The organism is Pseudomonas syringae, from assembly GCF_021605415.1.
In the GTDB taxonomy this organism is placed as follows: domain Bacteria; phylum Pseudomonadota; class Gammaproteobacteria; order Pseudomonadales; family Pseudomonadaceae; genus Aquipseudomonas; species Aquipseudomonas syringae_S.
In genome coordinates this window covers 1-14,014 of sequence record NZ_WKEQ01000028.1, presented here as the reverse complement: position 1 = coordinate 14,014, position 14,014 = coordinate 1, and the positions used below count along the sequence as shown (strand labels likewise).

The window sequence follows — 14,014 nt, the reverse complement described above, 5'->3', positions numbered from 1 at the left end:
CGGTTACGGAATGTTTCAACATTCAGCGCTGCCGCCAATCAGCGCACGAAAAACGCCACGAAGCGTTTTCGACCCATAAGAACAATAACGAGGTATCGCATCATGCTGTCTTCACAGCCCCGGATTCATCCCGCCCGAATTTTTTCGCACTCGTTTTTGCTTGCCAGCACCGTTGTCGGCTGCTCGTCTTTCGGCCCATCCGGGTTTGAAGAAGGCCAGCCGCGCGCGCCACACAACCACGCCTGAAACCAACCAAAAACAACAACTCCCATGGAGACACTCATGAACCCATCACTGCGTCGTTTTGCTCTCGCCGCCGGTTGCATTCTGTTCGCCGGCCAGCTCATGGCCGAACCGAAACGCCCGGAATGCATCGCACCGGCCTCACCTGGCGGCGGTTTCGACCTGACCTGCAAACTGGTGCAAAGCGCACTGGTCAACGAGAAAATCCTGACCAAGCCGATGCGCGTGACCTACATGCCTGGCGGCGTCGGTGCAGTGGCGTACAACGCGGTGGTGGCCCAGCGTCCGGGCGACGCCGGCACGCTGGTCGCGTGGTCGAGCGGTTCGCTTCTGAACCTGGCCCAAGGCAAGTTCGGTCGTTTCGATGAAACCAACGTGCGCTGGTTGGCAGCGGTTGGCACCAGCTATGGCGCCATCGCGGTAAAAAGCGATTCGCCCTACAAGACCCTCGACGATCTGGTACAGGCATTGAAGAAAGATCCGGGCTCCGTGGTCATCGGTTCCGGCGGCACCGTCGGCAGCCAAGACTGGATGCAAACCGCGCTGGTCGCCAAGGCTGCCGGGATCAACCCGCGCGACCTGCGTTACGTCGCCCTCGAAGGTGGCGGCGAAATCGCCACTGCTCTGCTCGGCGGCCACATTCAAGTCGGTAGCACCGACATCTCCGACTCCATGCCGCACATCCTGAGTGGCGACATGCGTCTGCTCGCGGTGTTCGCCGACAAGCGTCTGGACGAGCCGGAAATGAAAGACATTCCGACCGCTCGCGAACAGGGTTACGACATCGTCTGGCCAGTGGTTCGTGGTTTCTACGTCGGCCCGAAAGTCAGCGACGAAGACTACAACTGGTGGAAAGCCTCGTTCGACAAAATGCTGGCCTCCGACGAGTTCGCCAAGCTGCGCGATCAGCGTGAACTGTTCCCGTTCGCCATGACCGGCCAGGAACTGGACACCTACGTGAAAAAGCAGGTCGCGGATTACAAAGTGCTGGCCAAAGAGTTCGGCCTGATTCAGTGATCGTCTCTGTCTAGCGGCCACGGCCCCGTTTTGTGGGGCCATGGCACAGGAGCTTCCCATGCTTATTCAACGTATTTTCGCGTCCGTGCTGTTGCTGGTCTGCGTCGGCCTGGCACTGATGGCGTGGCCGTATCAAGCGGCGTTTTCCTATGAGCCGGTCGGGCCGCGCGCCTTCCCGCTCCTGATGCTGGCCCTGATGGGGCTGGCTCTGTTGTACATGGCGTTCCGCCCTGCACCGATCAAACACAACGACGACGAGATACCGCTGGATCGTGAAACCCTGACCAAGATCGGTATTTGCGTCGTGTTGCTGCTGGTATTCGCCGGCACTTTCGAACCGCTGGGTTTCATCGTCGCCAGCATCATCACCGGCATCCCGATGGCGCGCTTGTACGGCGGCCGCTGGTTGCCGAGCGTGATCATCATCAGCTTGATGGCCGTCGGCCTCTACCTGCTGTTCGACAAGGTGATGGACGTCCCGTTGCCTTTGGGCCTGCTCGACGTTCTGGAGAACTGATATGGATACTCTCGGCTATTTGGGCCATGGTTTCGGCGTCGCGCTGAGCCCGTACAACCTGGTGACCGCGCTCTGCGGCACCTTGATCGGCACCGTCGTCGGCCTGTTGCCGGGCCTGGGCCCGATCAACGGCGTGGCCCTGTTGATCCCGATTGCGTTCGCCCTCGGTCTGCCGCCGGAATCGGCACTTATCCTGCTCGCGGCCGTGTACCTGGGCTGCGAATACGGCGGCCGGATCAGCTCGATCCTGCTGAACATTCCGGGCGAAGCCTCCACCGTGATGACCACCCTGGACGGTTACCCGATGGCGCGCAAAGGCTTGGCGGGTGTCGCGCTGTCGCTGTCGGCATGGAGCTCGTTCATCGGCGCTTTCATCGCAACCTGCGGCATGGTGCTGTTCGCCCCGCTGCTGGCGAAGTGGGCGATTGCCTTTGGGCCGGCGGAATATTTTGTGCTGATGGTGTTCGCGATTGTCTGCCTCGGCGGCATGGCCGGTGATCGTCCGTTGAAGACTTTTATCGCGGCGTTGATCGGTCTGTTCCTGTCGACGGTCGGCATCGACGCCAACAGCGGCGTGTACCGCTTCACCGGTGACAACATCCACCTCACCGACGGCATTCAGTTTGTCGTGCTGGTGCTGGGCCTGTTCTCGATCAGTGAAATTCTGCTGCTGCTGGAGAAAACCCATCACGGTCAGGAAGCGGTGAAAGCCACCGGCCGCATGATGTTCAACTTCAAGGAAGCGGCGTCGGTGTTCACGGTGAACGTGCGTTGCGGCGTGCTTGGTTTCATCATGGGCGTATTGCCGGGTGCCGGCGCGACACTGGCCAGTGCGGTCGCCTACATGACCGAAAAGCGCATAGCCGGTGCCAGCGGCAAATTCGGCCAGGGTGACGCTCGCGGTCTTGCGGCACCGGAAACCGCCATCGGCGGTGCAGCGTGCGGCGCACTGGTGCCGATGCTGACCCTGGGCGTTCCAGGTTCGGGCACCACCGCCGTGATGATCGGCGCACTGTCGCTGTACAACATCACCCCGGGCCCGCTGCTGTTTCAGCAACAACCGGACATCGTCTGGGGCCTGATCGCTTCGCTGTTCATCGCCAACGTAATGCTGGTGGTCTTGAACATCCCGATGATCCGCATCTTCACCCGCATCCTGTCGGTGCCGAACTGGGCATTGGTGCCGGTGATCGCGATCATCACCGGGATCGGCGTGTACGCGGTACATGCGACCACGTTCGACCTGTTCCTGATGATCGGTATCGGCATTTTCGGTTACATCCTGCGCAAGCTGGATTTCCCGCTGTCGCCGCTGTTGCTGGGTTTCATTCTCGGCGGTCTGATGGAGCAAAACCTGCGTCGTGCGCTGTCGATTTCCAACGGTGCGCTGGACATTCTCTGGTCGAGCCCGATCACCTTCGGTTGCTGGGTACTGACCGCGATCATGCTGGCCATGCCGATCATCCGCATCTGGCGCAAACGCTCCGCTGTGCGGAACGCTGTCGCCGATGTCTGATGCGCCATCGCTCAGACAATGGTGGGGAACCCCGCTGGTCGGTCTGCTGGGCGGCTACATCGCCAGCCAGATCGGCTGGCCGCTGCCGTGGATGGTCGGCTCGTTGCTGGCGATCATCCTGGTGCGCTGCCTGACCCCATGGCAACTGGCGGAAATCCCCGGCGGCCGCAAATGCGGGCAATGGGTGGTGGGCATCGGCATCGGCCTGCACTTCACCCCGATGGTGATGGAGCAGGTGCTGAGCCACTTCGGCCTGATTTTCTTTGGCGCGCTGGTCACCAGCGTGTCGGCGGTGGTCGGCGTTTGGCTGATGCGCCGCACCGGCGAGGATCGCGCCACCGCGTTCTTCTCCAGCATGCCCGGCGGTTCCGGAGAAATGGTCAACCTCGGCGCGCGTAACGGCGCGATGCTCAGCCATGTCGCGGCGGGGCAAAGTTTGCGGGTGCTGGTGGTGGTGCTGTGCGTGCCGGCGGCTTTCAAATATCTATTAGGCGACGGCGCGCCGGTTTCTCATACGGGTGCGGTGAATTGGGCCTGGCTGGCGATTCTGTTTCCGGCGGGCGCCCTGCTCGCCTGGCTCTGGCAACGTCTGCGACAACCTAACCCGTGGCTGTTTGGGCCGTTGCTAATCAGTGCGACCGTGAGCATTGCCTGGGATTTGCACATCAGTTTGCCGAACGGTGGCAGTCAGATTGGCCAATGGTTGATCGGCAGCGGACTGGGTTGTCACTTCAACCGGCAATTCTTCCGTCGCGCGCCGTCGTTCATGGGCCGCACCTTGATCGGTACGGTGTTGACCATGTTGATTGCCACGCTGGCGGCATTGGGCTTGAGTGCCCTGACCCATCTGGATTTGCGCTCGCTGACCCTGGGCATGATGCCCGGCGGTATCGCGGAGATGAGCCTGACGGCAGAGACTTTGCAATTGTCGGTGCCGCTGGTGACGGCGATGCAGGTGATGCGGCTGTTGTTCGTACTGTTTCTGGCGGAGCCGTTGTTCAAGTATTGGAACCGTAGACCCGAATCAAATTGATAGACCGAGTCGGCCTCATCGCTGGCAAGCCAGCTCCCGCAGATTTTTGTGATTGCCCATCAATCATGTGCATACCCCAAACCCTGTGGGAGCTGGCTTGCCAGCGATGGGGCCGTCCCTGACTACCATCAAATCGGTGGCAACCGCCACTCGATCGGCGTCTCGCCGTTCTGCTCAAGAAACTTGTTGGCACGACCAAAATGCCCGCAGCCGAGAAACCCGCGATAAGCCGACAACGGCGACGGATGCACTGACGTCAGCACCAGATGCTTGGTCGGATCGATCAGTTTCTGCTTGCTCTGCGCATGCGCCCCCCACAGCATGAACACTAGGTGCGGCTGCTTCTGACTGACCACTTCAATGATCCGGTCAGTAAAAAATTGCCAGCCCTTGTCCTTGTGCGCGTTGGCGGTGGCGCGCTCGACGGTCATGGTGGTGTTGAGCATCAACACACCCTGATCCGCCCAGCTCTGCAAATAGCCGTGCGCAGGAATGTCGATGTTCAAGTCGCGCTTGAGCTCTTTATAGATATTGAGCAGCGACGGCGGCGTTGCAATGCCCGGCTGCACCGAGAAACATAAACCGTGGGCCTGACCCGGGCCGTGGTAGGGATCCTGACCGAGAATCACCACCTTCACCTTGTCCAGCGGCGTCGAGTTCAGCGCACTGAAAATCAGCGGACCCGGCGGATAGATTTCCTTGCCGGCATCGCGTTCCTGCTGCAGGAACGTGCGCAACTCTGCCATGTAAGGCTGGTCGAACTCAGCACGCAGTGCCTCCTTCCAGCTCGGTTCGAGTTTGATACGGTCGTCAGCAGTCATGGTCATACCCGGCAAAAACAATGGGGCGCACCCTAGGAAACCCTGTTCCCCTTGTCAATTGATCTGACGCAGATCCGGCACTTTCCCACACAGCGGTCATACTGATCGTTCAAATTTCCGATCGAGGTCACGATGAATTTGCACTTCGAAGAACGCACCGGCACTGATGGTGCGCGTCTGGGCATCGCCAGCCTGGATGCCGAAAAATCGCTCAATGCGCTGTCCCTGCCGATGATCAACGCCTTGAGCGACAAACTGAACGCCTGGGCCAAGGATCCGCAAATCGTCTGCGTATTGCTGCGTGGCAATGGCGCCAAGGCGTTCTGCGCCGGCGGCGAAGTACGCAGCCTGGTCGAAGCCTGCCGCGCCCATCCCGGCGAAGTCCCGCCGTTGGCCGCACAGTTTTTCAACGCGGAATATCGACTGGATTACAGCCTTCACACTTACCCGAAACCGTTGATCTGCTGGGGCCACGGCTACGTGCTGGGCGGCGGCATGGGCTTGCTGCAAGGCGCAAGTACGCGGATCGTCACACCGAGCACCCGTCTGGCGATGCCGGAGATCACCATCGGTTTGTACCCGGATGTCGGCGCCAGTTGGTTTCTGGCGCGGCTGCCCGGCAAGCTTGGGTTGTTTCTCGGTTTGACCGGGGCGCACATGAACGCCCGCGATGCGATCGATCTGGATCTGGCGGATCGCTTTCTACTCGACGAGCAACAGCCGGATTTGATCGACGGCCTGCTGCAATTGAACTGGCAGGAACAGACCGCCATGCAGCTCAACAGTCTGCTAAAGGCCTTGCAGCAAGAAGCCGTCGCACAGATGCCGCAAGCGCAATGGCTGCCGCGACGTCAGCAGATCGACGAATTGCTGGATGTCAGCGACGTCGCCTGCGCCTGGAAAGCCATCGCGTTGCAAAAAGACAGCAGCGATTCACTGATCGCCCGGGCCGCCAAAACCATGAGCGAAGGCTCACCGCTGACCGCGCATCTGGTCTGGGAACAGATCATCCGTGCGCGCCATATGTCACTGGCCGAAGTCTTCCAGATGGAATACACGCTGAGCCTCAATTGCTGTCGGCATCCGGAATTCAGCGAAGGGGTTCGTGCGCGATTGATCGACAAGGATCAAAAACCTCATTGGCACTGGCCAGACATCAATCATGTGCCGGAGGCAGTGGTTGAAGCGCACTTTCATAAGGCTTGGGAGGGACGGCATCCGATGGCGGATCTGTCTTCTTACTGACGTCGATTTATATACGGCAGGCATAAAAAAGCGGCGCTCGATGCGCCGCTTTTTTACGGGGGTTACCAGCGATTGCCACGACCATTGTGGTCGCTGCGACCGCTGTGTCGGTCGTAGTTGCCGCGACTGCGGTGGTCGTTGTTCCAGCCACGACGGTGGTTGTCGTAACGCCCGCGATCATTGCCGTGCCAGCGACGGCTTTCGTAGTAACGCGGGGACGGTTGGTAGTGACGGGGCGCCGAGTAGTAACGCGGAGCCGGTTGGTAATAGCGTGGCGCTGACTGGTAGTAACGTTGATTGGAATAGTACGAGTTGCCACCCGTGTAATAAGTACCTCCACCGTTGTAGTAGGCCGGCGCGGGTGAGGAGTAGACCTCTGAGCGGTAGTAGCCGTCTCCATAGGAGTACGGAACGCAACCGGCGACGGAAAAAAGCAACGTTGCAAGCAGAAGAATTCGTCGATACATGGCGGCCTCCTGGACCGCGGGTTGCCCATACCAGCGACGCTGGCGGGCGACAGTCATTCATTTGGCGACTGTCGAAAGATCAGACAGTGCTTTCGGAATCTGGTGCGTTTCTGCAACAAGTTGAAACAAGTGATTAATGAAGGGTTGTTCATTCGGAATCGCGTTGACTCCGGCCGTCATACAACTGCCAAGTCCTGCAAAATCCCCAGCCATTCCCACGCCGTGCCATTAGAATGCCCAGCATCGGGCCACCGCCAACGGAATCGCCATGTCGCTTCGTTCCCCGCTGTATTCCCAACGTTCACTGGTTCTGACACTGGTCGCCCTGCTCGGCGCGGGGTTTCTTGCCACCTCGTTGCTCAGTTACTACGCCTCCCGCGCGTCGATCCGCGACAACATCGTCAACACCGAGTTGCCGCTGACGTCCGACACGGTGTATTCGGAAATTCAGAAAGACCTCGTCAGACCCATCCTGATTTCCTCGATGATGTCCCGCGACACGTTCATGCGCGACTGGGTGGTGAACGGCGAGCAAAACGCCGATCAGATGACCCGTTACCTCGACGAGGTCATGACCCATTACGGCGCCTACACCGCGTTTTTCGTTTCCAACAGCACGCTCACCTACTACCACGCCAAAGGCGTACTTAAACAAGTGAAAGTCGACGAGCCGCGCGACGCCTGGTATTTCCGCGTGCGCGACATGAAAGACCCGTACGAGATCAACGTCGACCCGGATCTGGCCAACAAAGACAACATGACTTTCTTCATCAACTACAAGGTCTACGACTACCACAACCGTTTCATCGGCGCGGCGGGCGTCGGGCTGACGGTGGACGCGGTGATCAAGTTGATCGACAAGTACCAGCAGCGCTATCAACGCAGCGTTTACTTCGTCGACACCTTCGGCAGACTGGTGCTGACCGGGGCCGAAGGCGGGCCGCAAGGTGCGCACGTCGGGCAAACATTGGGCGATCTTGAAAGCATGAAAGGGCTGATCAGCCAACTGCCCAAACCCCACTCCGGCAGCTACGAATATTCCGCACATGGCCAAGGACATTTCCTCAATGTGCGGTTTATTCCGGAGCTCAACTGGTACTTGTTCGTCGACAAGCGTGAAGACGGCGCATTGAGCGAAATCCGTCAGTCGCTGTACCTCAATCTATTGATCTGCCTGCTGGTCACGCTGATTGTGCTGGCCTTGCTCAACCGCGTGATCAACCGCTTTCAGGACAAGATCCACGCACAGGCCACCCTCGACAGTCTCACCGAACTACCGAATCGGCGCGGCTTTGACTTGCTGGCCGCCCAAGCCTTGCACGAAGCGCAACGGGAGCCGAAGCCGTTGACCGCATTGCTGCTGGATCTCGACCACTTCAAGGCCCTCAACGACACGTTTGGCCACCTCGCCGGCGATCAGGTACTGGTCGGTTTTGCACGGGATCTGCAAAGCTGCCTGCGCCATTCAGACATCGTCTGCCGCTGGGGCGGTGAGGAATTTATCGTTTTGCTGAAGGACACTGACGGCGATACCGGTCAGAAAATTGCCGAGAAGATCCGCCAGCACGTCGAACTACAGGATTATGCCTACGACGGACACACCTTGAATCTGACGGTCAGCATCGGCGTGACAGCGCTGCAACGAGACGACACCTTGCACACGCTGCTGTCCCGGGCCGATCATGCGATGTACCGGGCCAAGCAAACCGGCCGCAATCGCGTTTGCGTGGAAAGGCCTCACTCGAGCTATGCCTGACATCCATGAATAAGCCTGATCTCTGCCCGGCCTGCGGCGCTCGCAATGACTGCGCCCTCGCCGACCCACGAACCGCCGATCGCGCCTGCTGGTGCTTCGGCGTGTCCATCGATCCGGCGGTGCTCGAAGCCCTGCCATCGGAACTGCGCGACCAATCCTGCCTGTGCCCGCGCTGCTCCCAGGTCGACGCGCAACTGCAAGCAGCCAACCGGCCGATCCCGTAAGATGCGCAGCCCTTTGTCCGCCGACTTCTGACATGCGCGTCGACCGTTTCCTCAGCAATTTGCCCCGCTACAACCGCCAGCAGGTTCGTTTGTTGATGGTGGAAAAGCGCGTGCGCATTGACGGAAAAATCATCAGCGATCCTCACGCCGAAGTCTTGGAATTCAGCCGCGTCGAAGTCGACGACGAAGTGCTTCAAATTGGCAAACCGGCGCGCTATTTCATGCTGCACAAACCGCCGGGCTGCGTCAGCGCCACCCGCGATCCGCAGCATCCAACGGTGCTCGACCTGATCGATGAACCGGACAAGGACGACCTGCACATCGCCGGACGCCTGGACTTCAACACCACCGGCCTGATGCTGATCACCAACGACGGCGCCTGGTCGCGACGCCTGACTCAACCGCAGACCAAACTGCCGAAGGTCTACTACGTCGAAACCGAGCGGGAAATCGGCCCGGAATATGCGATCAAGTTTGCCGAGGGGATGTATTTCGCGTTCGAAGACTTGACCACGCAACCGGCGCAGCTTGAAGTGCTCGGCCCGAAGTCAGCGCGGTTGAGCATCGTTGAAGGCCGTTATCATCAGGTAAAGCGCATGTTCGGTCACTTCAACAACAAAGTACTGCGCCTGCACCGCGAATCCATGGGCCTGTTATTGCTGGATGACGCGCTAAAACCGGGCGAGTACCGCGCTTTGCGCACCGAAGAGATTCATTTGTTCTAAGCCGGCGACCGCTCAGCAGAAGTTGTCGAACAATTTACCAACGGCACTTGCGCGATCCCCCTCCCCCTGCTTGAATCAGGACGTCGGCCGAAATGTGACCGATGAGTCACTACATACTTCTAAGAAACTTTTTGCCGGTCGGAGCGCCACCAGACTCCTTCTCCTCCCGGTAGATTGCCCGCCAAAAACAATACCCGTCGACCTGCCTTACCGGATCGACATGGGCCTCCAAATTTCAGGCGTATGCCTACCTGTCACAAAGCTCGTGCAATGTCAGTTGCGCGCATACCCGCTTGCCAGGAGTCTTATGTCATGAGGCCAGAAATCGCTGTGCTGGATATACAGGGTCAGTATCGGGTGTACACGGAGTTCTATCGCGCAGACGCCGCAGAGAAGACCATTGTTCTGGTCAACGGCTCGATGGCCACGACTGCGTCGTTTGCTCAAACCGTGAAAAACCTGCATCCGCAATTCAACGTAGTGTGCTACGACCAGCCCTACGCGGGCCGGTCAAAAATCCACAATCGCCACGAGCAAATGCTGACAAAGGAAGTCGAAGGGCAAATCCTGCTGGAGCTGATCGATCACTTCGCCGCCGAACACGTGTTGTCGTTTTCCTGGGGTGGCGCGGCCACGCTGGTCGCGCTCGCGCAACAGCCACGGCGCATCGAGAAAGCCGTGATCAGCTCGTTCTCCCCGGTGATCAACGCGCACATGCTTGACTACCTGGAGCGCAATGTCGATTACCTCGGCAGCCGTGACGGCGACCGGGTTGGCAATCTGGTGAACTCCACCATTGGCAAGCACTTGCCCTCGTTGTTCAAGCGCTTCAACTATCGCCACGTCAGCAGCCTGGCCGAGCACGAATACGGGCAGATGCACTTTCACATCAGCGACGTGTTGCAAAGTGATCGCCAGTGCTATTTGAACACCGCGCAGAAGATCAGCGTGCCGGTGCTGTTCATGAACGGTGAATGGGACGAATACACCGCCGCCGTCGATGCCAAACTGTTTGCCAACCATGTCGCGCAGAGCAGTTTCACCACCCTGCAAGCCACCGGGCACTTTCTCGACATGGAACACAAAGCCGCCTGCCGCGACAGCCAAAACGCCCTGCTCGGCTTTCTGAAACCTTCGCAATACGACAGCCGACCGCGTTACCACTTCGTCCAGGATCACCATGCATTGGCCATTTGAAACAGCGTCATTGCAGGCAAGCCTGCGGTGTTGAGCCATCCCCATCTCATCACCGTCAGGCTTGCTCGCGATTGACCGATTTCAGCGCGGTAACATCATGCGAACAAAAGAAAACTTCAAATCCCGGCCTGAGTCTGGTACAAAGTCAGCCGCTCTGAGCGGGTATAGTTTAATGGTAGAACAGTAGCTTCCCAAGCTTCCGACGAGGGTTCGATTCCCTCTACCCGCTCCAACCGAATTCAGGTCTCACGTTGTTTTTCGACGGGGGATGCAGGAATACAAAAAACCGGCCTTGATAGCCGGTTTTTTTTGTCTGGTGTTTGGTGGCTCCAGATAGCCGAATCTATCTCTCTAGTTTGCTGAACGAACCACCAGTGCATGCGTTGAAACTATGGCTACGCTATATCCCATTAGCGTTTTCAGTGGATATCACTGAATCAGTATCAAAATTCTCCTCGCGATAGCATTTTCACGCTTACACCATCAATGTTTTCGCGTCGTACCGCTTGCGTTCAGGCGGCATTGTTATTTGATCCACGCACCGCACTGGGCGAACTGAACCAGACCTTCGGCCCAGACATCTTGATGCGGACGGCCAGTTGGCTGACGTTCAAGGAATCGCGCGCCAGTTTTCTGATCGAGAAAGAAGCCGATCAGGCTGATCGCATTCAGCGCTTTGCCCATGTCATTGCCCAGCACTGCTGGTCAAATCAAGGATCCATTGAGTAATGACAGCCTGCATTCCCTACAAGCCGGCATTTTAGGTCACGATGCCATCGGGCTCGGCTTACGCCGTTCTCCCGCATTCGTCGGACAAGCCACGATGCGCGAAGACATCGTGCATTACATTGCGCCGCATTTCAGTGATCTTGCGCCACTGCTCGAGGGGCTCAATGAGTTTGAAGTTGCGACGCGGGGCGCAGAATCGCTGGCTCGTGCTGCCGTGCTCGCTTTTGGTTTTGTTCACATACATCCCATGCGCGATGGCAATGGCCGAATTCATCGATTCCTGATCAACGACACATTGATTCGAGATGATGCTATTCCCGACGGAGTGATATTGCCGGTGTCGGCCACAATCGCCAATTCGCTGGATTTCCGGGCGGGCTACGATCGAACGCATGAAGTGTTCTCGCGACCCTTCATGCGACGATACGCGTCTGCCTACCGTTTCGGCGAACTCCTCACGTATGAGGACGGAACCCTCAGCAACTTCACCTTTGACGAATACCAAGATGCAGGTTTTGCCTGGCGATATCCAGATTTGACCGAACACGTGTTGTATACCTCGCGGGTGGTCGAATACACGATACGTACTGAAATGGTTGATGAAGTCAGAACTCTGCTGACTTTTCAGTTGCAGAATGTGTAGTGGAAGCAGTGCGATCCGCTTTTGAAAACTGAGCAAAAAACCGGTCGTGATGACCGTTTTTTTGTTTCCAAAATTCATTGGCTTCGCCTCCGCTCACTACGGCAAAAGCCCGCAACACAGTTTCCAGCCCGCTCCAGCATCTCTTCCTAGACTCGTTTCAACCGCCAAATTATCGAAGGACGATGACCAACGGTGGTTAGAGTATTGATCAAAATTAATCGGTAGGTATAGTACCCACCAAGCACACCACAAGGAGGTGTTGTGAATAGCCGTTTTCTAATTGGCCAGCTCGTCGCGGACGGCTGGTATCTGGTGCGGGTCAGGGGCAGTCACCACCACTTCAAACACCCGAGCAAACCCGGATTGGTCACCGTACCGCATCCGAAAAAGGATCTGCTCAGGAAAACGGCCATCAGCATTTTGCAACAGGCGCTGCTTTGATCCGCTCGGTCAGCAGCACCAAGGAGGACAACACACATGCGCTATCCGATTGCGATTTCAACGGGTGATGACGAACACGCTTGGGGCGTGGAAGTGCCGGACATTCCGGGCTGCTTTTCTGCCGGTGATGATCTGGATGAAGCGATCGACATGGCTCGCGAGGCCATCGAGGGCCATTTTGAAATTCTGGCCGAGGATGGTTCGCCCATTCCGCCAGCCAGCAAGGTTGCCATTCATGCGGCCGATCCCAAGTACGCAGGTTGTACGTGGGCATTGGTGGACATTGATGTCACCAAATACTTGGGCAAGGCGCAGAAACTCAACATCACGTTACCTGGCTATCTGCTGAATCGTATTGATGAATACGTGTTGCATCACCCGGAGGAAAAGAGCCGTTCGGGGTTTCTGGCGTCTGCGGCGTTGAAAGTTTTGCAGCAGGGGTGATTTTTTAATGACCGGCCCGATGGGCCGGTTTTTTATGCTTGCCAAAAGCGCTGCCTGACTTTACTCAGCCTTGAGTTCGACGTTATCCAGCGCCCGGTTCACCGCCAGCTCACCCAGCATCACAACCTGTGCGATGCCAAGGACGGCTTTGCGGTGCGGGCCTTGAAGCAGATCGGCGAAGTTGTTGAGCATGACGGTGGCCGAAGACAGGTTTTCGCAGGCGTTGGCCAGCAGGGACTCGGTGTCGGTTTTCGGATTGACCTGGTACATCTCGTTCGGCGAATAGGGCTCGGACATGATGAGGTTTACTGGGTTGAGGTAGTGGTCGAGGGCGCGTTCGGCAGCTTCGTTGAGTTTTCTGGAATCGAGTGATTCGTAGGGAGAGCCCGGGTCTGTGACCGGCGGGTTGGGAGTTACTTTGAACATGTGCTGAATACTCCGTTTGGAGCCGCTTCACTTCCCTACTAAAAGAAGGGTGGCAGCTGTATGCAGGTTAGTAGACCGGGGAGATCAGCATTACCGGCGCGCCGAAGCGCCCTGCACACAGCCACCATCAAGCACGGACGATATGTCTGAGTGACAGCGCTTTGCACCTTACTGAAATCACCACGGGCTACTAAACCCGATCACTGAAAACCAGTGACCCGACCAAGTTACCGACAGCCCCACAGGCACACAAGCCGGCGGATTCTGTCTTACCGGTAGGCAGTGACGCAAGCCGCTGTAGGCCGAGCGACGAAACAACGCCCTCCTTTAAACGCTGATTGCGACTCCCGTTTAATCGCTCGACCTGCCAGGGACGTTTTCCGACAGACCGAAACGGAGTCGATCACCGCGTCGCCACAATAAACAACCGCGGAAACGGCAACAGCACCGAACCGTCCGCCAGCGCCGGATACGCCTGCGCCACCGCCGCCAGATATTTTTCCAGATATTGCGTTTTCTCTGATTCAGTCAACGGTGCAAGAAACGGAATCAACCCACTGCCCTTGAACC

General features: G+C 57.9%; 15 protein-coding genes, 1 tRNA gene and 2 pseudogenes. 13 read left to right on the top strand and 5 right to left on the bottom strand.

All coding sequences use genetic code 11. From position 1 onward, the window contains the following. Nucleotides 1–125 precede the first annotated feature (125 nt). Entirely contained in the window at nt 126–284 is a 159-nt protein-coding gene (locus GIW69_RS18815) for a hypothetical protein (RefSeq protein WP_236484290.1), read from the bottom strand. Between GIW69_RS18815 and GIW69_RS18810 the strand changes: the two genes are divergently transcribed. From GIW69_RS18810 to GIW69_RS18795, 4 genes are read left to right on the top strand one after another with little or no spacing between them, the layout of a single operon-like run. Continuing rightward, nucleotides 283–1,260, top strand: a complete 978-nt coding sequence (locus GIW69_RS18810) for a Bug family tripartite tricarboxylate transporter substrate binding protein (RefSeq protein WP_236484289.1) — start codon at nt 283–285, stop codon at nt 1,258–1,260. The two genes, GIW69_RS18815 and GIW69_RS18810, sit on opposite strands and share 2 nt — an antisense overlap. 58 nt (nt 1,261–1,318) lie before the next feature. Next, entirely contained in the window at nt 1,319–1,777 is a 459-nt protein-coding gene (locus tag GIW69_RS18805) for a tripartite tricarboxylate transporter TctB family protein (RefSeq protein WP_236484288.1), read from the top strand. 1 nt (nt 1,778) lies between these two features. After that, nucleotides 1,779–3,293, top strand: coding sequence for a tripartite tricarboxylate transporter permease (locus GIW69_RS18800; RefSeq protein WP_236484287.1), 1,515 nt, complete (start codon nt 1,779–1,781; stop codon nt 3,291–3,293). Continuing rightward, complete coding sequence (locus GIW69_RS18795; RefSeq protein WP_236484286.1) at nt 3,286–4,326, top strand: AbrB family transcriptional regulator; 1,041 nt, start codon at nt 3,286–3,288, stop codon at nt 4,324–4,326. Before GIW69_RS18800 ends, GIW69_RS18795 begins: the two co-directional genes overlap by 8 nt. A gap of 128 nt (nt 4,327–4,454) precedes the next feature. Here the strand turns inward: GIW69_RS18795 and ung are convergent, their stop codons facing one another. Beyond that, nucleotides 4,455–5,147: a uracil-DNA glycosylase gene (ung, locus tag GIW69_RS18790; protein ID WP_236484285.1), complete on the bottom strand. Its 693-nt coding sequence runs from the start codon at nt 5,145–5,147 to the stop codon at nt 4,455–4,457. A gap of 132 nt (nt 5,148–5,279) precedes the next feature. On the opposite strand from ung, the gene dspII reads away from it, so the two are divergent. Further along, nucleotides 5,280–6,392, top strand: coding sequence for an enoyl-CoA hydratase/isomerase DspII (gene dspII / locus GIW69_RS18785; protein ID WP_236484284.1), 1,113 nt, complete (start codon nt 5,280–5,282; stop codon nt 6,390–6,392). 62 nt (nt 6,393–6,454) lie between these two features. Here dspII and GIW69_RS18780 read toward each other — a convergent pair whose 3' ends face one another. Further along, nucleotides 6,455–6,859 carry a hypothetical protein gene (locus tag GIW69_RS18780; RefSeq protein WP_236484283.1) on the bottom strand — a complete coding sequence of 135 codons (405 nt, stop codon included), beginning with the start codon at nt 6,857–6,859 and terminating at the stop codon, nt 6,455–6,457. 268 nt (nt 6,860–7,127) lie between these two features. Here GIW69_RS18780 and GIW69_RS18775 point away from each other — a divergent pair, with 268 nt between their 5' ends. The 8 genes and pseudogenes from GIW69_RS18775 to GIW69_RS18740 all read left to right on the top strand — a co-directional run bounded on the left by GIW69_RS18775 (nt 7,128) and on the right by GIW69_RS18740 (nt 13,018). Continuing rightward, nucleotides 7,128–8,615 carry a sensor domain-containing diguanylate cyclase gene (locus tag GIW69_RS18775; protein ID WP_236484282.1) on the top strand — a complete coding sequence of 496 codons (1,488 nt, stop codon included), beginning with the start codon at nt 7,128–7,130 and terminating at the stop codon, nt 8,613–8,615. A gap of 5 nt (nt 8,616–8,620) precedes the next feature. Next, the gene (locus tag GIW69_RS18770) at nt 8,621–8,839 is read left to right on the top strand and encodes a cysteine-rich CWC family protein (protein WP_236484281.1); all 219 of its coding nucleotides are present in this window, start codon (nt 8,621–8,623) and stop codon (nt 8,837–8,839) included. 32 nt (nt 8,840–8,871) lie between these two features. After that, nucleotides 8,872–9,564 (top strand): pseudouridine synthase, encoded by a 693-nt coding sequence (locus GIW69_RS18765; RefSeq protein ID WP_236484280.1) that lies wholly within the window; start codon nt 8,872–8,874, stop codon nt 9,562–9,564. Nucleotides 9,565–9,876: 312 nt separating this feature from the next. After that, a complete protein-coding gene (locus GIW69_RS18760) occupies nt 9,877–10,761 on the top strand; it encodes an alpha/beta fold hydrolase (protein ID WP_236484279.1) in 885 nt (294 codons plus the stop codon). 158 nt (nt 10,762–10,919) lie between these two features. Continuing rightward, nucleotides 10,920–10,993, top strand: a tRNA-Gly gene (locus GIW69_RS18755). Nucleotides 10,994–11,256: 263 nt separating this feature from the next. Then, a pseudogene (locus GIW69_RS18750) lies at nt 11,257–12,118 on the top strand (Fic family protein); the annotation flags it as partial. A gap of 276 nt (nt 12,119–12,394) precedes the next feature. Next, a complete protein-coding gene (locus tag GIW69_RS18745; RefSeq protein WP_236484278.1) occupies nt 12,395–12,574 on the top strand; it encodes a type II toxin-antitoxin system HicA family toxin in 180 nt (59 codons plus the stop codon). A gap of 36 nt (nt 12,575–12,610) precedes the next feature. After that, a complete protein-coding gene (locus GIW69_RS18740) occupies nt 12,611–13,018 on the top strand; it encodes a type II toxin-antitoxin system HicB family antitoxin (protein WP_236484277.1) in 408 nt (135 codons plus the stop codon). Nucleotides 13,019–13,078: 60 nt separating this feature from the next. Here GIW69_RS18740 and GIW69_RS18735 read toward each other — a convergent pair whose 3' ends face one another. Further along, nucleotides 13,079–13,444: a DUF6124 family protein gene (locus GIW69_RS18735; protein WP_236484276.1), complete on the bottom strand. Its 366-nt coding sequence runs from the start codon at nt 13,442–13,444 to the stop codon at nt 13,079–13,081. 403 nt (nt 13,445–13,847) lie between these two features. Next, nucleotides 13,848–14,014 (bottom strand): annotated as a pseudogene (locus GIW69_RS18730) (trans-aconitate 2-methyltransferase); the annotation flags it as partial.

What these genes read in the sequence shown, in the direction of transcription:
- GIW69_RS18805 (WP_236484288.1), top strand. Translation starts at nt 1,319, where the DNA reads ATGCTTATTCAACGTATTTTCGCGTCCGTGCTGTTGCTGGTCTGCGTC.
- GIW69_RS18770 (WP_236484281.1), top strand. Translation starts at nt 8,621, where the DNA reads ATGAATAAGCCTGATCTCTGCCCGGCCTGCGGCGCTCGCAATGACTGC.
- GIW69_RS18780 (WP_236484283.1), bottom strand. Translation starts at nt 6,859, where the DNA reads ATGTATCGACGAATTCTTCTGCTTGCAACGTTGCTTTTTTCCGTCGCC.
- GIW69_RS18800 (WP_236484287.1), top strand. Translation starts at nt 1,779, where the DNA reads ATGGATACTCTCGGCTATTTGGGCCATGGTTTCGGCGTCGCGCTGAGC.
- GIW69_RS18765 (WP_236484280.1), top strand. Translation starts at nt 8,872, where the DNA reads ATGCGCGTCGACCGTTTCCTCAGCAATTTGCCCCGCTACAACCGCCAG.
- GIW69_RS18815 (WP_236484290.1), bottom strand. Translation starts at nt 284, where the DNA reads ATGAGTGTCTCCATGGGAGTTGTTGTTTTTGGTTGGTTTCAGGCGTGG.
- GIW69_RS18810 (WP_236484289.1), top strand. Translation starts at nt 283, where the DNA reads ATGAACCCATCACTGCGTCGTTTTGCTCTCGCCGCCGGTTGCATTCTG.
- dspII (WP_236484284.1), top strand. Translation starts at nt 5,280, where the DNA reads ATGAATTTGCACTTCGAAGAACGCACCGGCACTGATGGTGCGCGTCTG.
- GIW69_RS18795 (WP_236484286.1), top strand. Translation starts at nt 3,286, where the DNA reads ATGTCTGATGCGCCATCGCTCAGACAATGGTGGGGAACCCCGCTGGTC.
- ung (WP_236484285.1), bottom strand. Translation starts at nt 5,147, where the DNA reads ATGACTGCTGACGACCGTATCAAACTCGAACCGAGCTGGAAGGAGGCA.
- GIW69_RS18775 (WP_236484282.1), top strand. Translation starts at nt 7,128, where the DNA reads ATGTCGCTTCGTTCCCCGCTGTATTCCCAACGTTCACTGGTTCTGACA.
- GIW69_RS18735 (WP_236484276.1), bottom strand. Translation starts at nt 13,444, where the DNA reads ATGTTCAAAGTAACTCCCAACCCGCCGGTCACAGACCCGGGCTCTCCC.
- GIW69_RS18740 (WP_236484277.1), top strand. Translation starts at nt 12,611, where the DNA reads ATGCGCTATCCGATTGCGATTTCAACGGGTGATGACGAACACGCTTGG.
- GIW69_RS18760 (WP_236484279.1), top strand. Translation starts at nt 9,877, where the DNA reads ATGAGGCCAGAAATCGCTGTGCTGGATATACAGGGTCAGTATCGGGTG.